At 56.5% G+C, this 22,290-nt stretch carries 28 protein-coding genes; all 28 read left to right on the top strand.

The window, feature by feature from the left end:
- Positions 1–10: 10 nt before the first annotated feature.
- The 28 genes from ACZRMH_RS22855 to ACZRMH_RS22720 all read left to right on the top strand — a co-directional run bounded on the left by ACZRMH_RS22855 (position 11) and on the right by ACZRMH_RS22720 (position 21,887).
- A complete protein-coding gene (locus ACZRMH_RS22855) occupies positions 11–1,213 on the top strand; it encodes a phage major capsid protein (protein ID WP_464015392.1) in 1,203 nt (400 codons plus the stop codon).
- Positions 1,214–1,255: 42 nt separating this feature from the next.
- Positions 1,256–1,438: a hypothetical protein gene (locus tag ACZRMH_RS22850; protein ID WP_464015391.1), complete on the top strand. Its 183-nt coding sequence runs from the start codon at positions 1,256–1,258 to the stop codon at positions 1,436–1,438.
- A gap of 14 nt (positions 1,439–1,452) precedes the next feature.
- A complete protein-coding gene (locus ACZRMH_RS22845) occupies positions 1,453–1,752 on the top strand; it encodes a head-tail connector protein (RefSeq protein WP_464015390.1) in 300 nt (99 codons plus the stop codon).
- Positions 1,749–2,072, top strand: a complete 324-nt coding sequence (locus tag ACZRMH_RS22840) for a phage head closure protein (protein WP_464015389.1) — start codon at positions 1,749–1,751, stop codon at positions 2,070–2,072. The genes ACZRMH_RS22845 and ACZRMH_RS22840 overlap by 4 nt, the downstream gene beginning before the upstream one ends.
- Positions 2,065–2,535 carry an HK97-gp10 family putative phage morphogenesis protein gene (locus tag ACZRMH_RS22835; protein ID WP_464015388.1) on the top strand — a complete coding sequence of 157 codons (471 nt, stop codon included), beginning with the start codon at positions 2,065–2,067 and terminating at the stop codon, positions 2,533–2,535. The genes ACZRMH_RS22840 and ACZRMH_RS22835 overlap by 8 nt, the downstream gene beginning before the upstream one ends.
- Positions 2,536–2,539: 4 nt before the next feature.
- A complete protein-coding gene (gene gp17 / locus ACZRMH_RS22830; protein ID WP_464015387.1) occupies positions 2,540–2,887 on the top strand; it encodes a tail completion protein gp17 in 348 nt (115 codons plus the stop codon).
- 11 nt (positions 2,888–2,898) lie between these two features.
- Positions 2,899–3,366 carry a phage tail tube protein gene (locus ACZRMH_RS22825; protein ID WP_464015386.1) on the top strand — a complete coding sequence of 156 codons (468 nt, stop codon included), beginning with the start codon at positions 2,899–2,901 and terminating at the stop codon, positions 3,364–3,366.
- The gene (locus tag ACZRMH_RS22820) at positions 3,366–3,836 is read left to right on the top strand and encodes a phage tail assembly chaperone (protein WP_464015385.1); all 471 of its coding nucleotides are present in this window, start codon (positions 3,366–3,368) and stop codon (positions 3,834–3,836) included. Before ACZRMH_RS22825 ends, ACZRMH_RS22820 begins: the two co-directional genes overlap by 1 nt.
- A gap of 23 nt (positions 3,837–3,859) precedes the next feature.
- Positions 3,860–4,162, top strand: a complete 303-nt coding sequence (locus ACZRMH_RS22815; protein ID WP_463904746.1) for a phage tail assembly protein T — start codon at positions 3,860–3,862, stop codon at positions 4,160–4,162.
- 61 nt (positions 4,163–4,223) lie between these two features.
- Positions 4,224–4,694, top strand: coding sequence for a hypothetical protein (locus ACZRMH_RS22810; RefSeq protein ID WP_464015384.1), 471 nt, complete (start codon positions 4,224–4,226; stop codon positions 4,692–4,694).
- A 37-nt stretch (positions 4,695–4,731) separates the two neighbouring features.
- Positions 4,732–8,088, top strand: a complete 3,357-nt coding sequence (locus ACZRMH_RS22805) for a tape measure protein (RefSeq protein WP_464015383.1) — start codon at positions 4,732–4,734, stop codon at positions 8,086–8,088.
- Positions 8,088–8,426, top strand: a complete 339-nt coding sequence (locus ACZRMH_RS22800) for a phage tail protein (RefSeq protein WP_464015382.1) — start codon at positions 8,088–8,090, stop codon at positions 8,424–8,426. The genes ACZRMH_RS22805 and ACZRMH_RS22800 overlap by 1 nt, the downstream gene beginning before the upstream one ends.
- Positions 8,427–8,433: 7 nt before the next feature.
- Entirely contained in the window at positions 8,434–9,120 is a 687-nt protein-coding gene (locus ACZRMH_RS22795; protein WP_464015381.1) for a phage minor tail protein L, read from the top strand.
- Positions 9,121–9,123: 3 nt separating this feature from the next.
- The gene (locus ACZRMH_RS22790; protein ID WP_464015380.1) at positions 9,124–9,876 is read left to right on the top strand and encodes a C40 family peptidase; all 753 of its coding nucleotides are present in this window, start codon (positions 9,124–9,126) and stop codon (positions 9,874–9,876) included.
- Positions 9,876–10,469: a tail assembly protein gene (locus ACZRMH_RS22785; RefSeq protein WP_464015379.1), complete on the top strand. Its 594-nt coding sequence runs from the start codon at positions 9,876–9,878 to the stop codon at positions 10,467–10,469. The genes ACZRMH_RS22790 and ACZRMH_RS22785 overlap by 1 nt, the downstream gene beginning before the upstream one ends.
- A gap of 9 nt (positions 10,470–10,478) precedes the next feature.
- Positions 10,479–14,150: a TipJ family phage tail tip protein gene (locus tag ACZRMH_RS22780; RefSeq protein ID WP_464015378.1), complete on the top strand. Its 3,672-nt coding sequence runs from the start codon at positions 10,479–10,481 to the stop codon at positions 14,148–14,150.
- A gap of 1 nt (position 14,151) precedes the next feature.
- Positions 14,152–14,454, top strand: coding sequence for a hypothetical protein (locus ACZRMH_RS22775; protein ID WP_464015377.1), 303 nt, complete (start codon positions 14,152–14,154; stop codon positions 14,452–14,454).
- The gene (locus ACZRMH_RS22770) at positions 14,454–15,308 is read left to right on the top strand and encodes a hypothetical protein (protein ID WP_464015376.1); all 855 of its coding nucleotides are present in this window, start codon (positions 14,454–14,456) and stop codon (positions 15,306–15,308) included. The genes ACZRMH_RS22775 and ACZRMH_RS22770 overlap by 1 nt, the downstream gene beginning before the upstream one ends.
- An 8-nt stretch (positions 15,309–15,316) precedes the next feature.
- Positions 15,317–16,039, top strand: a complete 723-nt coding sequence (locus ACZRMH_RS22765) for a hypothetical protein (RefSeq protein ID WP_464015375.1) — start codon at positions 15,317–15,319, stop codon at positions 16,037–16,039.
- Positions 16,039–16,371: a hypothetical protein gene (locus ACZRMH_RS22760; protein ID WP_464015374.1), complete on the top strand. Its 333-nt coding sequence runs from the start codon at positions 16,039–16,041 to the stop codon at positions 16,369–16,371. Before ACZRMH_RS22765 ends, ACZRMH_RS22760 begins: the two co-directional genes overlap by 1 nt.
- A complete protein-coding gene (locus ACZRMH_RS22755; protein WP_464015373.1) occupies positions 16,358–16,630 on the top strand; it encodes a hypothetical protein in 273 nt (90 codons plus the stop codon). The genes ACZRMH_RS22760 and ACZRMH_RS22755 overlap by 14 nt, the downstream gene beginning before the upstream one ends.
- Positions 16,631–16,688: 58 nt before the next feature.
- Positions 16,689–17,222, top strand: coding sequence for a glycoside hydrolase family 19 protein (locus ACZRMH_RS22750; RefSeq protein ID WP_464015372.1), 534 nt, complete (start codon positions 16,689–16,691; stop codon positions 17,220–17,222).
- The gene (locus tag ACZRMH_RS22745; protein WP_464015371.1) at positions 17,219–17,743 is read left to right on the top strand and encodes a lysis protein; all 525 of its coding nucleotides are present in this window, start codon (positions 17,219–17,221) and stop codon (positions 17,741–17,743) included. The genes ACZRMH_RS22750 and ACZRMH_RS22745 overlap by 4 nt, the downstream gene beginning before the upstream one ends.
- 150 nt (positions 17,744–17,893) lie before the next feature.
- Positions 17,894–18,688, top strand: a complete 795-nt coding sequence (locus ACZRMH_RS22740) for a DNA adenine methylase (RefSeq protein WP_464015370.1) — start codon at positions 17,894–17,896, stop codon at positions 18,686–18,688.
- Positions 18,689–18,800: 112 nt separating this feature from the next.
- The gene (locus ACZRMH_RS22735) at positions 18,801–19,124 is read left to right on the top strand and encodes a type II toxin-antitoxin system RelE/ParE family toxin (RefSeq protein WP_169908994.1); all 324 of its coding nucleotides are present in this window, start codon (positions 18,801–18,803) and stop codon (positions 19,122–19,124) included.
- Complete coding sequence (locus ACZRMH_RS22730) at positions 19,121–19,444, top strand: helix-turn-helix domain-containing protein (RefSeq protein ID WP_464015369.1); 324 nt, start codon at positions 19,121–19,123, stop codon at positions 19,442–19,444. The genes ACZRMH_RS22735 and ACZRMH_RS22730 overlap by 4 nt, the downstream gene beginning before the upstream one ends.
- Before the next feature lie 476 nt (positions 19,445–19,920).
- Positions 19,921–21,153 (top strand): GmrSD restriction endonuclease domain-containing protein, encoded by a 1,233-nt coding sequence (locus ACZRMH_RS22725; protein ID WP_464015368.1) that lies wholly within the window; start codon positions 19,921–19,923, stop codon positions 21,151–21,153.
- Positions 21,153–21,887 carry a HEPN domain-containing protein gene (locus ACZRMH_RS22720; protein ID WP_464015367.1) on the top strand — a complete coding sequence of 245 codons (735 nt, stop codon included), beginning with the start codon at positions 21,153–21,155 and terminating at the stop codon, positions 21,885–21,887. Before ACZRMH_RS22725 ends, ACZRMH_RS22720 begins: the two co-directional genes overlap by 1 nt.
- Positions 21,888–22,290 lie beyond the last annotated feature (403 nt).

Genomic DNA, 22,290 nt, shown 5'->3' with positions numbered 1-22,290 from the left:
GGAGCCTCTCATGGCTGTTGAAAAGAAAGATATCGATGACGTTGCCGAAGCCCTGGGCAAGAAGTTCGACGAGTTCAAAAAGACCAACGACAAGCGTATCGATGGCCTGGAAGAAGAGAAGGGCAAACTGTCCGGGCAGGTCGATACCCTCAACGAGAAACTGGGCGAGCTTGATGCCCTGAAATCCTCGCTTGAGAAGGAACTGATTGCTCTCAAGCGCCCGGACGGCACCGGCACCAAGGCAGCCAGCGAACACAAAGCGGCGTTTTTGCAGTTTGTGCGCAAGGGCATCGACACCGGGTTGGGCGAACTGCAAGCCAAGGCGCTGCAGATTGGCGTCGAGTCGGATGGCGGTTACGCCGTTCCCGAGGACCTGGACCGCAGCATCATTGAACTGCTGCGCGAAACCTCGCCAATGCGTCAGGTGTGCAACCAGATCACCGTGGGCACCCCGGACTACAAGCGCCTGGTAAACCTCGGCGGCGCCGGTTCGGGCTGGGTGGGTGAAACCGCCGAGCGACCAAAAACCGACACCCCGACCCTGGGGCAAATCTCTGCCTTTATGGGCGAGATTTACGCCAACCCGCAAGCCACCCAAACCAGCCTGGACGATTTGTTCTTCAATGCTGAAGGCTGGTTGAACGATGAGGTGGCCCGCGAGTTCTCCGAAAAAGAGGGCAACGCTTTTTTGCTTGGCAACGGCACCAACAAACCGAAAGGCTTGCTGGCCTACACCCTCGATATGAAAAACGATGCCGAGCGCGACTTTGGCGTGCTGCAAAAGATCATCACCGGCGCCGCTGGCCAAATCACCGGCGACAACCTGATTGACCTGATCCACGCCTTGAAAGCGGGCTACCGCGCCAACGGCACCTGGATGATGGGCAACCTGACCGTCGCCTATATGCGCAAACTCAAGGACAAGGAAGGCAACTACCTGTGGCGCCCGGGTCTGGAAGCCGGTGCACCATCCGTGCTGCTGGGTTACGGCATCACCGAAAACGAAGACATGCCCGATGTGGCAGCCGATGCCAACGCCATTGCCTTCGGTGACTTCAAGCGTGCCTATACCATTGTTGACCGCATCGGCACCCGGGTACTGCGCGACCCGTACACCAACAAACCTTATGTGGGTTTCTACACCACCAAGCGTGTAGGCGGCATGTTGGTCGACTCCCAGGCAGTCAAAATCCTCAGCCTCAGCGCGGCATAACGGGCAGGGCGCCTGCGGGCGCCCATGCCTCTGGAGATCGCCATGCCTACGATATTGGTCACCAAGCCATTCCCCTTCGCGGAGGGTGGCAACCACGTCATTCAAATTGAAACCGGCGAACAGGAAGTCTCCGAGCGTTGCGCCCTGGTGGCAGTCGACCACTTGAAAATCGCCACATTGGTTGAAGGCTCGAAAGCCGAGCGCAAACCCAAGGCCAAATCTTGATTGCACTGAGCCTCGTGAAACAGCAACTGCGGGTGTTTCACGATGACGAAGACGAGTTGATTCAGGGGTACACCGATGCGGCGCTCAGCGCCTTTGAAAGCTGGACCAACCGCACCCTGATCGACCCCGCTCAGGCTCTGCCCGACCCGCCGGGCAATGCGATCGCCCTTAGCAAAAGCATTCAACAGGGCGCCTTGTTGCTGATTGGCCACTGGTACGCCAACCGCGAAACCGTGGCGGTGGGCGTGTCAGCCATTGAGCTGCCGATGGCCACCAACGCACTGTGGAAACCCCACCGCTGGGTGAATGTATGAGAGCCGGTCCACTGCGTCACCTGTGCATGCTGCGCGGCCACACCGAAACCAAGGACGAACTCAATCAACCGGTCAAAGGCTGGGCCGATATCGGCAAGGTCTGGGCTGAAATCAAGGCCCCGTCCGGGCGGATGTACGAGGCTGCGTCGCAGATGCAGGCGCAGATCAACGCCGAAATAAACATTCGCTACCGCAAGGACGTAGTGGCCGGTCAGCACCTGGTGCATGACGGCATCACCTACGAAATCATTGCACCGCTGCCGACCAACCAGCGGGACATGCTCAAACTTATGTGCAAAACGGTGAAGCCCAATGAGTAATGGCTCAGTCAGCATTCTGGGGCTTGGGGAGTTGCAGACGGACTTTGAGCGCCTGTCCCGGGCTACCGGTAACAAGGTGGTGCGGGACGCCGTGATGGCGGGCGCCCGGGTCGCCCGTGACAGAGCCCGGGCCCTGGCACCCGTGCGCAGCGGACGACTAAAGAAAAACATCACCGCAACGCGACTTAAACAAGCGGACACCCCAACCGGCGCCACGGCGGGCATCCGGGTCAAAAAGCCCAAAGGTAAGTCCACCAAGGCTATCAAGTCCCGGGGCAAGCGAAGACGCAGCACCAAGACCGTTTACGACGCCCCTTACTACTGGTGGTTTGTTGAATTCGGTACGTCCAAGCATGCCGCAGCGCCGTTTATGCGCCCCGCGTGGGATAGCAGCCTGCCGCAAATCGAAAAAGCCGTTACCGACAAACTGGCCCAAGGCATCGACAGCGCCATCACCGGGTAAACCCATGATCGAAAACTCACTAATCGACAGGCTTTCGCCTCTGGTCGACGGGCGTGTGTACTTCGGCGTTGCTCCCGAGGGCGCGGCCTTGCCCCGTTTGATCCTGCAAACCGTCAGCGAAGGCGCCGGATTCACCCTCACCGGTTGGGACGGCTCCAGCGATCTGAGTATTCAGGTCGACGCCTGGGGCGCCAGTCACTTCAAAGCCCTGACCCTGGCCCGCCAGGCATTTAACGCCATGACCACCGACGGCGACGACTTCACCACCGGCAGCGCAGACCGGTTGCCGGACGCCTTTGAAGACGACACCAAACTTTTCAGCGTGAGCTGGGAATACACCCTGCAACCTTGATAGGAGGCCACATGGCCGCTCAAACCCCAACCAAAGCGAAGTTTGTTAAAACGCAGGGCACGGCGCTGAAAGTGTCGAAGCTCACGACCCTAAACCCCAAAGACCCTGCACTGCTGTGGGCAGACCTTTCGGTCACCATCAAGCAGCCGCAGTTCCAGGGCGGGCAGTCGGACGAAATCGAAGTCTCGACCCTGGCCAGCGAAGCCAAGGAATTCACCACCGGCCTCGCGGATAACGGCACCTTCACCATGTCCGGCAACTGGAAGGCTGATGACGAGGCACAAACGGTGCTGCGTACCGCCCGTGATGATGGCGAGCCACGCGCTTTCAGCACCGCATTCAAAGACGGCACCTCTTCGGACTTTTTGGGCCTGGTTACCCAGTTCACCTGGGATGCCGCCCCCAACGGCACTGTAAACGGCACCTTCAACGTCCGCATCACCGGTGCGGTCTCCTTCAACATGCCGGTGAAAGCGTAATGGCCCGCGTAAAAGCCGCAGTCGGCGGCATTCGTGCGTTTGCACTCGACCCGCTGCGCAACTTCAAGCACGAAACCGTGGCGGTGGCAGAGTGGGGCGGTGCGCTTGTGACCGTCCGGGCACTGAGTGCTGGTGACTGGGTGGAATACCGCCGTCGCGCCGCCGAGCTGGTATCTGCTGCCCGTGTTGAGGCGGGGCTCAGCGCTCATGCGGTGGAAGTAGCCGAAGGTGAAGAGGCACCGCCAGAGCGTCATGTGGAGGTTAACGCCAACGTGCTCTACGCCTTTGTCCTGGTGCGTACCTTGTTCGACGAAAATCAGCAGCGGGTGTTCTGCGATGAGGACGTAGACGAAGTGGCCGAGGCATTCAGTCCCGTGCATGACCGGCTTTCGGCCAGGGTCTTTGAACTGAGCGGCGTCGGCCTGAACGAAGACACTCCCGATCCGGTGGACGCAGCGGGAAACGCCTGACGGCGGAACCGGCGCTGGCCTTTATGCTGGCGTTGGCCCTCCGCCTGGGCATGACCTTGCACGACCTGCGCGAACAGATGAGCGCGGAAGAGCTGATGCTGTGGATGGCCTACGACCGGCAGTCACCGATTGGTGATATTCGCGGGGATATTCAGGCATCGATCATCGCTGCATCCACGCTCCAGGCCCAGGGCGCGAAAGTGACGACCTCCGACATGATGCCGCAGTGGGCACCAGAAAAGGTGCTGCCGGTGGATGAAGAGCTGGAAGCGGCAGAAGGAGAAGCCTCTTTCAGGGCATACCTGCAGGGCATGACTGATGCCTGAGAAGGTTGGGGTTTCTGAATCAGCTGTTACAGTTGACCCTTTTTGTCAAAGGAAGGCACCCATGTTGGTAAAACTGTTAATAGCCTCGGTCGTTATTTTGGTCGGCGTGATCGTGATTTGTCGGCGGTTGGCCAAAAAGAAAAATCAGGAATCGAAGCTGCGGGGCATCGTATTCGCCGGGTTGGCCGCCATTGTGCTGATCTGGTGGGGTTTCTATTGGTCCAACCCGGAGCGGGATGCGGGCAGCGTCGTACTGAATGAAGACATCTTGATCAAATATTCTGTTGAAGATTACCCGCGCTATTACGAGAACTGGGGCGCAGACGGCATCAAACGCATTGAAGCGCGTGATCGGATCGCGCTAGAAAAAGTGTCACGGCAAAAGCGCTGTGATGCGGTCTATGCGCTTGGGTTAGCCGAAAATCAGAGCACGCCGCCAGATGACATAGTCATTTTTGCCAACTGCGAAAACGGTAATCAGTTCTATGTGGGGCCAGACGGCAACATTTTGAGTGAACGCAAAATCCACTAACCCGCTCCGGCGGGTTTTTTAATTCCCGGAGAAAAGCATGGCAGGCCAAACCCTTCGCAAGCTGATTGTCAGTGTCTCGGCGGAAACCGGCGCTTATCAGCGTGAAATGGCCCGCGCCGGGCGAATGGGGCAGAACTACTTTCGCACCATCACCAGCGGAAACCGCCAGGCAGCGGATGGCTGGCGCTCGCAGCAGGCTGCCATTACCGCGCAAAACTCGGCGGTGTCATCACTCACCCGCTCGGTGAGCAATTACGCCTCTGTGATGGTGGGGGCTTTGGCAGTTGGCAATCTGGTACACCAAGCCGACGCCTGGAACTCGATCAATGCCCGCCTGAAGCTGGCGACATCGAGCACCGAAGAGTTTCAGTTTGCTCAGAAGTCGCTTTTCGACATCAGCCAGCGCACCACCACCTCATTTGCGGACAACGCTAACCTGTTCACCCGTTCCTCACGGTCGCTGAAGGAGTATGGCTACTCCACCAAAGAATCGGTGCAATTTACCGAAGCGCTGGCCACCAGCTTTCAACTGTCGGGCTCCAGCGCCGAAGAAGTCACCTCAGTTACCACCCAGCTCAGCCAGGCGCTTGCCAAAGGCGTGTTGCGTGGGCAGGACTTCAACAGCGTCAGCCAAAGCGGTGGCCGCGCAATGGTGGCGCTGGCAGATGGCATGGGCGTCACCACTGGCGCGCTGAAAGCGATGGCCGATGGTGGCCTGCTGACCACTGACAAGCTGGTTTCAGCACTGATCGGCCAGTTGGGCAAATTGCGTGAAGAATACAAACAGCTGCCACCGACCGTCAGCGGCTCGATGCAGGTACTCAACAACGCCTTTCAGGCATGGGTGGGCGGTGCCGACAGTTCCACCGGCAGCACCCGAGCACTGTCGAACGCGATTGTGTTTGTCGCTGACAATATGGACGGCCTGTCAGCCACGGTGATGACGCTGGGTGCTGCATACGCGGGGTTGAAGGTTGGGCAGCTTTCAAAAATGCTGCTGGCGCAGGCCGGTGCCTGGCGGGCGACCAACGCTGCCGCTATCGGCCAGGCCCGGGCACAACTGGACGTTGCGACGGCTGCGGCACGGCGAACAGCGGCCAACGTGTTTGCCGCCGAGGCGGAAGTCACCGCGGCCCGCTTCACCGATGCCCACACCGCTGCCCTGGGCCGTTTGCGCCTGGCGCGTCTGGCCGATCAGCAAGCGACAATGGCGCAGACACAGGCGCAGGCCGCGAACAATGCGGCCACAGCGCTGGTCGGCCGTGCTGGTCGTGGGCTGTTGGGCATATTGGGCGGTCCTGCCGGTTTGGCGATGGTGGCCGGCACCGTGGCCGCGAGCTTTTTGCTGTTTCGTGACAATGCGGAAAAAGCTGGTGATGCCGCTGTTGATCTGAAACGCCCCATCGAGGAACTGCGCAAGGAATGGGAAGCACTCGGCGCAGCACAACGGCGCCCGATCCTTGAGAAACTGACGCAGGAGCAGGCCGAGGCCAAGAAACGTGCTGCGGAAATCCTCAAGGACATGCAGGCCATTGCCCAGGGCCCTACGGGGAACTACTCGGGCGGTAAAAACTTTCAGGCCAACCAGTATCAGCGGGCAGTTGCGTCGGGGAATTTTCGCCGGGGTATGCAGGGCGGTGTCGATATTGATTCGGCCACACAGAACCTTGTCCAAAACATCAAACCCACCACCGAGCTGACCAGCAAATTGCAGGCACTGGCGGGTGAGTATCAGCAGATCATCGATAAGGTGTTTACCTTCGGCACTCAGATTTCGTCGATGACTTTGGTCATGAACAATGCCCAGGGTGCCGCCGAAGGTCTTGGCGCGGGCTTGAGCAAGATCAAACCGCCCGATGCCGCCACCACCGATGCATGGATGAAGCGCATCGATGCCCTCAAGGAAAAAACCGAGAAGCTGAAAGACCCCACTGAGTTGGGCGAAATCAACCGCTTGGGCGCCAAGCAAGGGCTGGCACAAACCCCGGAAGGGCTGGCGCTACTCAGTCAGGCCCAGGCAGCGGCCAAAGTGGCCGATGCCAGCGAACAGGCGAAAAAATCTCAGGAAGAGGCCGCACGCAAGGCCAAACAGGCCGCAGACGATGCCGCCCGGCAAGCCAAACAGTTGGACGACAACTACAGCCGTACCCTGCGCACGCTCAACGAACAGGCCGAGGTTCACGCGACCAAAACCGAGCTGGCCAAGATCGAGTTTGAGATCACTAAAGGCACCCTGAGCAAGCTGGATGCAGCGAAAAAGGTAGACCTGCAGCGTGCTGCCATCGCGCTGGACAACCTCAACACGCAGAAGTCCTACAAAGACCTGATGAGCGATGTTCAGCGTCAGGAAGACAGCCTGCTGGCCACCACTCGCAAGCGTTTTGCCGAGTTGGCCAAGCTCAAGGCCCAGGGCGGTTTGACCTCGGATCAGTACCGCGACGGTGCGGATGCCATCTCAAAAGCATCGGTTGGCAAAAACACTTCGCCGACCTTCACCGGCCTGGACGCTTCTGTCGGCGGGCCGGGTGGTGAACTGATCAAGGCCGCAGAGGCTGACAAGGCACTGGCCAAATGGCACGAAAAAGAACTCCAGCGCCAACAAAAGCTGTTCGACCAGAAGCTGATCAGCGAACAGCAATACCTGGACCGCAAGGTCGAGATCAACGAAGAGAACAACAAAAAGCTCGAGTCGATCCAGGACGCTTACAAACTTGGCTCCATCGCGGTGTTTGCCGACCTGACCAGTAACGCCGCCGACATGATGAAACAAATGGCCGGGGAGGGCTCCACTGCCTACAAGGTGCTGTTTCTGGCCAGCAAGGCAGCGGCGATTGCTCAGGCAATGGTCAGCACCGAAGTGGCAGCGGCCAAAGCCCTGGAGCTCGGGCCAATCATGGGCATCCCGGCAGCTTCGCTGATTCGTGGCCTGGGTTACGCCTCGGTCGGCATGATCGCCGCCACGGCGGTTACCGGCTTCTCCGAGGGCGGCTACACCGGCAACGGTGGCAAGTACGAGCCCAAGGGCGTGGTACACGGCGGCGAGTTTGTGTTGCGCAAGGAAGTGGTCGAACAGCCCGGCATGCGCTCGTACCTGGACCAGCTCAACCAGCGGGGCTATGCCGATGGCGGTTATGTCGGCAGGTCCAACAACTTCTCGGTACCGGGGTTGAGCCAGTCGTCTGCAACAGCCAGCCCGTCAGCGGCGCCGCAAATCCACCTGCATATACAGAGCGACGGTTCCGGCGGCTCAGTCACTGCCACTGAAGGCTACGAAGCGATGGGCCGGGCCTTGCTGGACACCGCCCGCGCCGAAATGCCCAAGGTCGCCCGCGCCGTGATCATCAAGGAAAAGGGCCAAAACGGCCTGCTCGATCCCAATAACCGGAGAGGCTAATGGCTGAATTATTTACCTGGTCACCCCGGGTGGGGTCTGCGGGCGACGACCAGCCCAATGTGCTGACCTCGCAATACAACAACGGCTACAGCCAGCGCCTGTCGGTGGGGATCAACAACATCGCAGGCAGTTGGGCGGTGTCTTTCACCGGCAACGCGGCCTACATCATCCCGATTCGGGACTTCTTCAAACGGCATAAAGGCGTCCAGCATTTTTTGTGGACGCCGCCGCTTGAACAGCAGGGTGCGTTTATCACGGCGGGCGGTTGGCAGCTGCAAACCTTGGGCAAGAAAAAATACACCCTGAGCACCACCTTTCAGCAAGTCTTCAACCCTTGAGGTCACCATGATCACCGCAGACGACCAGACACTTGAACCCGGCTCACTGATCCAGCTGGTTGAGCTGGACGGCGAATCACGGGGTATGGGCACCTTGCGCTACCACGCGCACCAACAATCCGGGCCGATCATCTGGAAGGGCGAGCGCTACGAGCCTCGCCCCTTTGAAGTCAGTGGTTTTGGCCGGGGTATGGAAGGCAACACCTCAACCCCCATGCTCAAACTGGGCAATCTGGACGGGGTGATCACGGCGCTGTGCCTGAACTTCCACCAGCTTAGCGGGGTACGCCTGACGGTGCGGGAAACCTACGCCAAGTACCTGGACGCGGCGAATTTCCCCGGTGGCAACCCCGATGCCAGCCCGATGGAACGCCTGAACATCTCTTACATCAATCAGGCGCTAAGTCTTAGCCGTGAAGAGGTGACCTTTGAGTGTGCATCGCCCACCGCGATCAAAGGCCAGATGCTACCCGGCGGGCAACTGATGAGTCGCTGTGAATGGTGCTTGTGGGGCGAGTACCGGGGCGAAGACTGCAACTACACCGGCGTGTTGATGTTTGATCTGGACGGCAACCCGGTGTCAGACCCCGCGCTAGACCGCTGCGGCGGGCGGGTCAGCGATTGCGAAAAACGTCTCGGCAAAGGCAACCCCCTGCCGTTTGGCGGCACCCCGGCGACTTCCTTGGGCGAGTAAACAATGAATAAAACCCTGATCAAACAGATCCAGGCTCACGCTGCTGCCGAGTTCCCCAGGGAATGCTGCGGTGTCGTGATTGCCGAGGGCGGGCGCCAGAAATACGTGCCATGCCGCAACGATGCCAGCACTCCCAGTGAACACTTCATCATCAACCCGGAAGACCTGGCCGACGCGGAAGACCGTGGTGACATTCGGGTTATCGTCCATAGCCACCCGGACACCCCAGCGCAACCGAGCATGGCCGATCGCGTCAGCTGCGAACTGCACGAAAAGCCCTGGGCAATTATCAGTTGGCCCTCGGGCGAGCTATTCGAGTTTAAGCCCTGCGGCTATCAGGCTCCGCTAATTGGCCGTGATTACGGCCACGGCCTGCTGGATTGCTACGCCCTGTGCCGCGACTACTACAGCCGTGAGTACGGCATTGCACTGCCCAACTACCCGCGCCGGGATGGCTGGTGGACAACCGGTGAAAGCCTCTACGAAAAATACTACGAGGAGGCCGGGTTCTACCCGGTGGCCGACCTGCGCAAGGGCGACATGATCCTGATGCAGATAAACGCCAATGCGCCCAACCATGCCGGGATCTACCTCGGTGACGGACTGCTGGCCAGCGTGCCCGACCTGCACCCGGCGCCGCGTACTTTCCTGCACCATCGCTATAACAAGAAATCCAGCCGCGACGTCTACGGCGGTATGTGGGCCGACTACACCGTGTTGATATTGCGGCACCAAAAAATGCCGGAGGAAAGCTGATGGCCGCTCGAACGATAATCACGGCCCAGCCGCTGGTGGTGCTGGTCATGCTCTACGGCGTGTTGGGTGCGCGCTTTGGGCGTGAACATCGGCTGGCGGTGCATTCCTGTGCCGAGGCGATCCACGCGCTGTGCGTATCGATACCCGGCTTCAAACGCTTTCTGCGCCTGTCGGAAGAGCGCGGCCTGACCTTTGCCGTATTCCGGGGCAAGCAGAACCTGTCGGCGGACGAGATGGATATGCGCTCAGGCCGACCCGAGCCAATCCGCATCGCCCCCATTGTCATGGGCCGCAAGGCGGGTCTGTTCCAGACCATCGCCGGAATCGTGCTGATCGTGATCGGCGTGATTACCCAGCAGTACTACCTGGCCGCTGCTGGCGCCGGTATGGCCATTGGCGGGGTGGCGGCGATGCTTTCACCGTCGCCCGCAGGCTTGCTGGGGCAAGAAGACTCTGGCAACAAAGCCAGCTACGCCTTCGGTTCAGCTGTCACCACCACTGCGCAAGGCCGCTGCAAGCCGTTGTTGTATGGCGAGCGCGACATAGGCGGGGCCTTGGGCTCGGCGGGCATCTACGCAGAAGATCAACAGTAAGGACATGACATGAGCAAAGTCTCAACGGCGCGCGTTGCAACACGCAAGCGTCGGCATCAGGCTGCCCGCATTTCCGGGGCCAAAGGGGGCCAGAGCAAGCCACGCCAACCTTACAAGGCCCCCGACAGTGCGCTGTCGATCTCCCATGCCAACCTGCTGTACTTCCTCAGCGAAGGGCCAATTGTCGGGCCGGTCAACGGCCTGGAGTCGGTCAAACTCGACGGCACGCCGATGCATGGGCCGGACGGCGGCGAAAACTTCCCCGGTGCAAGCTGGGACTTTCGCCCGGGTACTGTCGATCAAGAACATATTGCAGGCTTCCCGGCCATTGAAAACGAGATCACCCAGGGCTTCCCGGTTGAACTGCGCTCGGATTCACCGTGGACGCGGGCCATCACTGACCCACAGTTGTCGGCAGTCCGTATCCGTCTGGCCTGGCCGCAAATATGGGAAGTGAAAAGCAACGGCGACCAGGTTGGGTACCGGATTGATTACGTCATCGAGCTGTCAGTGGATGGCGGCAGTTTTCAGCCCTATCTCAATGCCACCCTCGCGGACAAAGGCACTACCGAGTACGAGCGCAGCCACCGGGTTGACCTGCCCGAAGGTTTCACCTCGGCGTTGGTGCGTGTGCGCCGGTTGACGGCCAACCGCAATGATGTGAACTGGGCCGACACCATGCGCATCAAGGCGCTGACTGAGGTGATTGACGCCAAACTGCGCTACCCCAATCTGGCGCTGGGGGCGCTGCGCTTCGACGCCTCGCAGTTCCAGAACATCCCTAAATTTAGCCTGCGGGCACGCGGGCGCATCATTCGGGTACCGAGCAACTACAACCCCGAAACCCGCACCTACACCAGCAGCTGGGACGGCACCTTTAAACAGGCGTATACCAACAACCCGGCCTGGATCTGGTACGACCTGTTATTGCACCGACGCTATGGCCTGGGCCGTCGCATCACCCCGGATATGGTCGACAAGTGGACCCTGTACGAGATTGGTCGCTATTGCGATGTGATGGTCAAGGACGGCCTTGGTGGGCTTGAGCCGCGTATGACCACCAACGTCTACATTCAGGATCAGGTCGAGGGTTACGCGCTGTTGTCCGACCTGGCCAGCGTGTTTCGTGGCAGCAGCTGCTGGAATGGCTCGATGGTCACGATGGTGGCCGATATCCCGGGCAATGAAGACGGCTACGTGTTCACCCGCTCCAATATCATCGGCGAATTCGAGTACGGCGCCGTGGCCTGGCCAGACCGGCACACGCGGGTCAAAGTCAGCTACGACAACCCGGCCAACGACTTCAAAACCGAACCGGTACCGGTCACCAACGAAGAACTGATCGGCATCCTTGGCCACCGCCAAAAAGATATCTCGGCCTTTGGCTGCACCTCCCAGGGCCAGGCCATGCGCCACGGCGTGTGGTTGCTTAAAACCGAACAGTACGAGAGCTGGACGGTGGGTTTTACTACCGGCATGGAAGGGCGCAACGTCGAGCCCGGGCAAATCATCTGCATTGCAGACGAGCTGTTTTCCGGGCGGGTAAGCGGCGGGCGAATTCGCGCAGCCACCAAACGGGTGATTACCCTCGACCTTGCCGCGCAGATCCAGCCTGAAGATCGCTTGATCCTCAACCTTCCCAGCGGCAAGACCGAAGGCCGGATCGTCAAGTCAGTGTCTGGCCACGAAGTCACCCTACTGGCCGACTATTCGGAACTGCCACAGCCCGAAAGCAGTTGGTCGGTTGAAAGCGCCGACCTGGCCGTGATGCGCTTTCGGGTGCAAACCATCGAGCCCCAGGGCCTGCACCAGTTCGAAATCAAGGCCGTGCAACATGAGCCGGGCAAATACGATGCGATCGACAACGGCGCCCGTATCGATCCACAACCGATCAGCATCATTCCGCCCGGCGTGATGAGTCCACCGGACAATATCCAGATCGAAGCCCGCAGCAGCATTGCCCAAGGGCTGGCAGTGACCACCATGCGTATCAGCTGGAACGCATCGAAGGGGGCAGTTTCCTACAACGTCGAATGGCGCAAGGACAGCGGCAGCTGGATCAGATTGCCGTCCAACGGCACCCTGGGTGCCGAAGTCGAAGGCGTCTACAGCGGGCGCTACATTGCCCGCGTCAGCGCTGTAAACGCCCTTGGGGTGGCCTCGGTATGGGGCAGCAGCATGGAAGTGTTGCTGGCGGGCAAAGTGGGTTTGCCACCGGCGGTGACTCACCTCACCACACACAGTGGGCTCTTTGAAATTGGCGTCAAATGGGGTTTCCCACCTGGTGCAGAAGACACCCAGCGCACCGAAATCTGGTACAGCCCATCCAACAGCCTGGAGAACGCCACCAAGCTGTCGGATCTGGCCTATCCGCAGAACGATTACCGCCTGCAGAGTTTGGCTGCTGGCGCGCAGTTCTTCTTCTGGGCGCGACTGGTCGATCGCACCGGCAATATCGGGCCGTTTTATCCGGTGAAAAACGGGGTGATGGGGCAGGCCAGCGCCGAGGCGGGGCCGGTGCTGGAGTTGATCGCTGGGCAAATAGGCGAAACCGAGCTGGGCAAGGAGCTACTGGATAGAATCGAGCTGATTGATGGCGACGGCTCAGGCTCCGTGAATGACCGTCTTAACGAAGCCAAAAAGGAACTGGAAGGCCTTATCGGCGAAATCACTGATGCGCTGGAGTACGACAACGCCAAGGCCTATGCCTCTGGCGAAGTGGTGCGCTTGGGTAATCGGCTGTTTCAGGCGATGGCATCCACCACAGGCCATTCGCCGCCAGATGCAACCTACTGGCTCGATATGGGCACCCTGGCCGAAACCACCAATGCCCTGGTGCTGCAGGTGCAGAAAAACTCGGCCAGCATCACCGAGCAGGACGGCAAGATCACAGCGCAGGCCGAGCAGCTCAATGCAATCAACGCCAAGGTCACTGACCCTGAAACAGGGTTGGAGGCCACAGCCACCGGCTTGAGCTCGCTCACCAGTACCGTGGAAACACTCGACGGCAAGGTCACGGCAACGGCTGAGAAAGTCGATGGTGTGTATGCGTATATCGACTCCGGCTCTGCGGGCGACGAGAACGGCAGTGCAGGGGATGAGCGTTATTCGGCGGGTGCCGAATCGCTTATGTCCGTGATTGCCGAGCGTGACTTTGCCCAGGCAGTGCGCACCGACCGGGTTCAGGCTGAGGTGGGGGAAACATCTGCCGCAGTGGAGGTCGTGAGCAAGGCCCAGGCTGAGTTCGAGGGTAAGGCCAGTGCCATGTGGTCGGTCAAAATGCAGGTCAATGCCAATGGCCAACTGGTCACTGCGGGTATCGGACTGGGCATCGAAACCAACGCTGAAGGAGTGACGCAAAGCCAGTTCTTGGTCAGTGCGGATCGCTTTGCCGTGGTCGGTGCGCTAGCTGGCGGGGAGGTGTTCACACCGTTTGTGGTGGAGAACGGGCAGGTATTTATGGCGTCGGCGTTTATTCAGGATGGCACGATCACCAACGCCAAGGTGGGCGACCTCAGCTCAACAGGATGGGAGGCAGGTTTGACAGGCTGGCATTTGGGCAAGGATGGCACCTTTGAAAATAACGGCACAAGCAGCAGTGGTGGGCGAATGGTCCAAACCAGCACTTCAATTCGCATGTATCACCCCAATGGTGTGACTGCCATCGATTTGAGTCTATGACATGACAGGATTAACCATCAAAAATATGGATGGCCAAGTCATCCTTGATATGACCAGCAACATCAGCCAGAACATGGGCAGCGTTATCACGAACGGGGTAAATGGCACCATTCAAATCCCACATCCACCAGCAGGGAAAACAGCTTATTTCTCAGTGGCACCACTTGTGGATATGAACAGATCGAAAGGGAAGCGCCCGGGAGTAACGCTAAATGGCTCGACGTTGAGCTGGCAATATTCCTATGCGGGAAACGGGTGGGGATTTTTTTCTGCGAACTGTGCAATTTACTATGGTTATTATTGATGGCTAACTTGGTCGTAAGAAAAGAAGATGGAAGTCTGCTGTTTGATACCGATAAAATTGCATACGGCTTAATTAAAAGCGGGTATCTATCCTATATAGAAAACTGGAGCAGATATGTCTGTATATCGAACGCCTGCAAGAAAGATCCCGGCTGGGGTGGAAATTGGTCTGCTTCAGGTCCTGCTGATGCACTACATGGGTTTACGGTCGTAGGCGCCAAATCTCCGATTGTGTTTATAACAGGTGGCGGGGCTTTGGCCGGAACAAAAGTGGTTGGTGATTCGGTCACCTTCTATTATGGAGGTGCATCACCAGAGAGTAAGTTCTATTGCTTTGACCTTATGCGCGATGCCGGTACTGGTCCCGCGCTTAGAACTTATAAAAGTGATGGTGTTCTTACGTTTAACTCCAGACAGGCACCACTGAATATTATTGCGAATGTTTATCCTCCGGGTAAAGGAGGCGGGGCTAACAGCCATATACCGGGATGGTCAGTTACTGCTTATGCCGGAGGGTACAATTCTGTACACGGGAATATAATTAAAAGCTCAGTAAGTATCCCGATTCCAGGGGAGGGGGAGGTTGCTGCTTTCCTTCCCTGGAGTCGGGCGGTGACATGCGCCGCCCGCGTTGTAGTAAATACACCCTACCAGTGCGCCTTGACCGAGGGCTGCGCCGGAATGATTGGGGCGATTAAGTTTGAGTTTGTAATCTCCGCTGAAACCACATGGGGTCAGTTGCTCAATAGCTCAATTCCTTCGGAAAGCCCTATCTTTCGAGATATACCCGACATCAGGCCTTCGGCTCTCGTTATCCGAACAAGAGGTCTACCTTTTCCATTCAGCATAGGTTGATAAAAATCATGGCACGGCAAGAAATCATCCTGGGTACGCCGCCTAATGGCTTGGGCGGCGATCCGCCGCGTACAGCCAGCATAAAAATCAATGCGATGACAAAGGAACTGTATGAGAAGGTCGAAAGCCTTGGTTCGACCGGAGACGTAGTGCCCATCGAGAAAGGTGGTACAGGCGGTACTACGCCGGAGTTGGCTCGTTCTGGGCTGGGTTTAGGTTCGGTTTCGACTGAAAACGTAGTACCCATCGAGAAAGGTGGTACAGGTGGCACTACGCCGGAGCAGGCTCGCTCTGGACTGGGGTTGGGGTCGGCGGCTGTTGCAAATCTGGTAGGTACGGTGGCGGGAGGGGCTATCATCGAGCAAGGTTCCAACGCCAAAGGCAACTTCACAAAATTTGCAGATGGAACACTGATTACTTGGGGTTCCCAGTTGTTCAATGTTCAGACGCTTGCGGGTCAAGGTGCCGGATTTAATGAAACGGACCAGCCCGCGAATTTTGTACCGGGCTCTTTCAGATCCGCTGTTTTTTTCAACTTCTTTGGCGGTGCTAATAGAGGAGCGCCATTGCTCTATGGTGCTATGCAATATTATAGCAATGGGCTGAATAATATATATGTCGGTATTAATATGGGGTTCAGTCCGTCTGCAGTTCACCCTTCCTTTTTATATGGCCCCCTAACATCGCAGTCTCATGAAATCTCCTACCAGACAATAGGGCGCTGGAAATAATGAAAATCACACTGAGTCCTCAGCGCAGAGACGATACGATTACTTATAGAAAAGCAGGCGATACCCTTTCCGTTGATGGCGAGGTCTTTGACTTTTCCAGGGTGGAGGAAGGAGATGTATTACCCAGAGAGGCAATCGAGTCAGAGTGGTTTGCCGGGAATGTAACCCGAGTCAATGGCGAGCTTCAGCTGACCCTGATTTTGCCCAACCCCTGGAACTACAGCCAGGCGCAGGCATTCCCCGTGCCCATAACCGTCACCAAGAACGGTCCGGTTGAGTTGCCAGGACCTTTACCTGTAGCCACTGAGGGGCCGAAGTATGAGCAATATTGACTGGTCAAAACTGCGCAAGGCAGCAGACATACAAGCTGAGGCCGAGGCTGCACGCCTGGTGCCTTTGATAGCTGTCGAAGTCCAGTGGATCGAGCAGGAGCGCAAGTTTGTGGCTGAGCAACTGGAGGCCATTGAGGATGGTGAGCAGGTGGAAGGTACGGAGCGCCAATGGCGTGACTATCGAACCCAGGTGCGAGCGTGGAAGCTGGATGCCGAAGGCTATCCCGAATCAAGTCAGCGGCCAGCACGACCAAGCTGAACCATGCAGCAATACAGAACCCCGCCGAGTGCGGGTATTTTTTTGCCTGGAGAAAGTCATGCCCATTACCGTGCAGCAATTGCTGCAGATCCTCCCGAACGCCAGCCGAGTTGCTGGCGTTTTTGTTCCTGTCTTAAACACCGCGATGAGCCGGTACCAGATTGTTGGCGCGAAGCGCGTAGCCGCGTTTATCGCCCAGATTGGCCATGAGTCTGGCCAGCTCAAACACGTCAAAGAAATCTGGGGCCCAACGGCTGCCCAAGTCAGATACGAAGGCCGCAAAGACCTGGGTAACACCGTGACCGGTGACGGTTCTAGGTATCGAGGGCGTGGCCTAATCCAAATCACCGGCCGGGCCAACTACGTGGCCTGCGGCGAAGGGCTGAGCCTTGACCTGATCAAGCAGCCCGAGCTGCTGGAGAAACCACAGCACGCCTGCATGTCAGCGGCATGGTTCTGGGCGACCAAGGGCCTGAGCACACTGGCCGACGCGGGCCAGTTCGACAAGATCACCCAGCGCATCAACGGTGGCCAGAACGGCGCGGCCGATCGGCAGACGCTGTACGCCCGGGCGCTGAAGGTGTTGGCGTGAAGATCGATGCGGTGAAGTGGGGCGGGGGGCTGCTGATCATCCTGGCCCTGATGGCGGGCAGCGCGTGGGCCGCTTGGGAGTGGCAGGCTAACGCCTACGGTCAGCAACTGGCCGCCAAAGAAGCTACCCACCAAACCGAGCGTACCAATCTGGCCAATGCCAACTCCGCGCTGGTTTTGGCAGAGCAGGGCAAGCGCCTCGCCCTGGAGCAATGGCTGGCAGCCAGTAACCAAGCCCATTACCGAGCCCTGATCGATGAGAAAACCAAACAGGCACGCCTGCGTGATCGCCTTGCTACTACTGACCTGCGGCTGTCAGTCCAACTCGACGCCGCCGGGGCTGGTTGTGACAGAATGCAAACCGCCACCCGCACCGGCGACGTGGTTTATGGCGCCCATAGAGCCCAACTTGACCCAGCGCATGCTCAACGAATTATCGGAATCACCGGCGACGGCGACCAAGGACTGATCGCGCTGCAGGCCTGTCAGGCCTACGCCAAAGAAGTATCAGGCACAAAGTAAAAGGAGCGGCCGAAGCCGGATGCGTCAACATCCAGCCCGGCCACCGAACCCGCAGTCTCTACCTGCAAGCCCAGCCAAGGCTCCCGCTCTGTGCACAAAGCGGAGCGAGCCTAGCACCTGTTTATCCATACAGTAAAGGTCTTGCAAATTATGTCTTCCCCCATCATCCCTTGGATGGGCGGCAAACGCCGCCTGGCCGATCGCCTTATCCCCCTGTTCCCACCCCACGAATGTTACGTCGAAGTCTTCGCCGGCGGCGGGGCGCTCTACTTCCTGCGGCCACAGCCCGCGCCATGCGAAGTGCTAAACGATATCAACGGCGACCTGGTGACCCTGTACCGCGTAGTGCAGAACCACTTGGAAGAATTCGTAAGGCAATTCAAGTGGGCTCTCAGCTCACGGCAGATTTTCGAGTGGCAAAAAATGACCCGCCCGGAAACTTTGACCGACATCCAGCGCGCCGCACGGTTCTTCTACCTGCAGCACCATGCATTTGGTGGCAAGGTTTCAGGGCAGAGCTTCGGTACCGCAACGACTGCCCCTGCAATCAACCTGCTGCGCATTGAAGAAAACTTGTCTGCAGCCTGGCAGCGCCTGGCCGGCACCTACGTTGAAAACCTACCCTGGCTTGAGTGCGCAGAGCGCTACGACCGACCGCATACCTTCCACTACATGGACCCGCCTTACTGGCAGACTGCTGGCTACGGCGTTGATTTCCCCTTTGAAAACTACGAGCGCATGGCCGACTTTATGCGGCGCTGCAAAGGCAAGGTGATGGTCAGCATCAATGACCATCCAGACATTCGGCGGGTATTCGAGGGGTTTCATTTTGAAACGACCGAGATTCGGTACACGACCGCGAATCAGAGGCAGGGGAAGGCGGAGGTGACGGGGGAGTTGATCATCATGAATTGGAAACCTGATGCATTGGGTGGGTTGTTTTAGCGCTCGCCATCAGATGGTAGTCTTTCAAAAAATTGGATTTTATTCATTGCTTGTTCGGCAGAACGCCGGAGGGAGTGTTGTCGGTGATTAACATGCATGTTAATGTCTATCCATGAGCTATCAGATCGAATTCTTCAACGCCCGTGTGCAGTCGGCCATTCTGGATTGGCCTACGGGCATCGTGGCCAGCTTCACCGCGATTGCTGGCCGGATGGTCGAGCATGGGCCCAATTTGGGATTGCCACATACGCGAGCGTTGGGCGATGGGCTGTTTGAGATTCGCGCCAAAGGGGCGGAGGGCATCGGAAGGGCGCTGTTTTGCACGTTGGTTGGGCAGCGCATTGTAATTTTGCACGGCTTTATCAAGAAAACGCAGCAAACCCCTGCGGCTGATTTGAAGCTCGCCCGTACTCGATTGAAGGAGGTTACTTTATGAATACGTCAAAAGCTGATGGGTATGCACCGGTAGTGTTCAACCCACAAGACTATGCAGCTAAGCGCAGCCAGGAAGACGCTGCATTTGCGGATGCCTACTCTGGCCTGCAAGACGAATTTGCGGCGCTAGAGGTGCTGTTACAGGCGCGGAAATCCGCAGGGCTTACACAGGCCGAGGTGGCTGAGCGCATGGGCGTCAAACCTTCGGCGCTGGCCCGCATTGAAATGTCACTGGCCAGCCGCAAGCATTCACCATCGCTGGAGACGCTACGTAAGTATGCGCAGGCGTGCGGTAAGTCGCTGACTATTGGTATTCAGTGAGTGATGTAAGGTTATTTTTATTTTCACGTGTTAGGCAGGACGCCTGAAAGGGGCAAAAACGTTTATCGCACAGCAGATTCGCAATCCACGCAGCCTACAGAGCGCAGTTTATGTTTGAGTTACGCTAAAGGATGCGGCCCGCCTAAGTTTTTCCTGTTGAGTTGAGACTCCGTTAAGCCATGTAGATTTCGGCCCATACTTTTACTCCAAAAGTCGCCTTACAGAGGTCTAAGGCGCAGTCTAAGCTGGAGCCTTGTGATCAGCGATAGATCTCGAATAACTCTTTTGGAAAGTCATCTCTGGTTTTTTACATCGAAAAAAGAGGCCGCGGGACCGCGCTACCAAAGCTTGCTGCGCAATCCGCGTAGTCCTGTTGATAATTGCGTATTGAGTCATAAGGATGTCAGTGCAGCAAATTACTGACTAATTAAGATGTATGCGTTAGAGTACAAAAAAATATCACTTGGGGAAAAACAATGGCACAGATGGATTTCGAAATTGAGGATGGTATTGAGATTTTGGACATGGATGAGCAGGGTGATGACGAAGCACCGGCCTCAACCGGTACAGTGTCTCCAGATGAGTTTTTTGCTAAGCACGCGTTTCGCGTTGTCTATCAGACAAATAATTTTCTTTTGCCTCAACTCAGAGATCTAGTTTCAAAAGGAGAAGTCCTTAATCTTCGTCCGGAATACCAGCGGAGGCTACGTTGGTCAAATACACAGAAATCTCGCTTGATTGAGTCGCTGCTACTTAATATACCAATACCACCAGTGTTTTTGTACGAGAATGATGGCGCTCGATATGAAGTCATGGATGGCCAGCAACGTCTCAATGCTATTAAAGAATTTCAAGAGGGGGAGTTTTACCTTACCGGTTTAGAGGTTCTCTCTCCGCTTAATGGGCTAAGATATGCTAAAGCGCCTCCTAGAATTAAGCGAGCTTTAGATAGAGCATCAATTTCGGCAATCGTCTTGTTGCTTGAAAGTGATAGTGAGCGATCGCCGGATAATGAGTTTACAATTACCGATGTGCGTCGATTCGTATTCGATCGATTGAATACTGGCGGTACTAAGCTCAATGCTCAGGAGATTAGAAATGCAATATATCCTGGAAAGTTTAATAAACTGGTAGTAGACCTTGCGAGAGGTCATTTGTTTACTGAGGTATTTGGTATTCCGCCGTACATAGAGTCTGATCCCAGCGATTACTATGAGAACCCTAGTCGCCAGAAAAATACACTGTATGCTTCCATGGGAGACTGCCAGTTAGTGTTGCGTTATTTCGCCTTGCGTGATGAAGAGAACATTCGCGGTTCTATGAAGGCAATGCTTGACAGAGCAATGGCATCAAGAGTGAACATCGCCGAAGAGATAGCGGTTGAGCTTGGTGCAGAATTCAACAAGGTTTTGAGTGCTGCTGTGGAGATTTTTGGGCCTAAACCATTTCTTTTACCCGCAGATGATAAAGGTCGTCGCCGAATTTCTTCGGCACTTTATGATGCAAGCTTGGTGGCGGTGTACCGTCAGTTAAATGAACTTCCTAAACTGCTTGAGCAGCATAAAAAAATTAAAAAACGTTTAGTGAAAGAGTTTGCAAGTGGCGACAGGGATGGGGTGCTAACTGGTCAGGGGAATACTGCGAAAGCTGTTAAAGAAAGGATAGCTTTGTTGGAGAAAATACTCCGAGAAGGAGCGGAGCTAGTCTAATGTCCGATTTCTCATTAAACTTTGATGACTTCTCTAGTGAGCTCGATGCTTTGGCTGAGGTGGTTGTAGGGCCAACTGAAGGGATATCCAGTAGTCTTTCGCCGAAGGCTAGAATCTCTGCAGGTAATGCAGCCACGCTAATGCTTGCCGCTATTTATGAGGAGTATATACGGCAGCAGGTGATGTCAGCTTTTAAAGAGAAATGTTTAAGAGTCAATGGTCATGGAGAATTTCCAAAGGCTTTGGCGGGGAAAGTCTGGAAAAAGGCATTAGATAGCAAGGCTCGCACTCAGTTTTCGCGTGTTGAGGAACGTGCTCGAGAGATGGAAGACAGTATTCGACATATCCTAAACTTCACATTAAAAAAAGATCTTGCTTCTGATGTTGCTAAAACCGTGGCTCATAATGTTAATAATATGAGGCCGCAGCAAATGGCGGAGCTATTTAAAGATATTGGGATTTCGGAAATTATTAATAAGTCTTGCCGTGATCCCAAGTTGAAAATATTGATTGGTGCATCTAAGAGGGCGGAGCTAGTTTCAAATGTGACACTGCGTGTTGATGCCTTTTTTCAGCGGAGAAACGATGTGGCTCACGCTCTCCAGGCCGGACGTTCCAGTGGCCCGGGGGAAATTTTGCAAGATATCGAATTGTTTCGCCTTTTTGGACAGGGCTTAGCAACTGCTCTTGATACTGAGTTTCCAGTGTTGGAGAGGGAAGTATTACAAGCTTAGTGTTATCGCCTTTAGAGTTTATTTCGCCCATAGCTGACTGTATTTGGATATGCGGCTACTAGACGTTAGATGTCTGCTGGGCTAGACCTATCAGCAGGCAATCGTGGGCGAGAAGCATGCCAATAGCAAGGGACGTGAATGCGCTTCGCAGCCTAGGAGCTATTTATCATTGAAAAGGCATTTTACTGTAGCAAAATACAGCGCTAAGTTATTGATTCTTCTAGGGTAATAAGCTCAATTTAGGGTGTCGTGATATTTCAACAATTCCTTTGCATTTCAACTGTTTACGACTGCTCAACGGTCAACCTTGACATGGTGGGGGTCGTTGGTTCGAGTCCAATCGCGCCTACCAAACAAAATCCGCTCTGCTGGGCGGTCTAGAAGGGCTCACCGAAAGGTGGGC

The sequence above is a fragment of the Pseudomonas sp. B414 genome (genome assembly GCF_055408445.1).
Note: the sequence above shows the minus strand (reverse complement) of the source record. Positions and strands in the feature narration are given on the sequence as shown.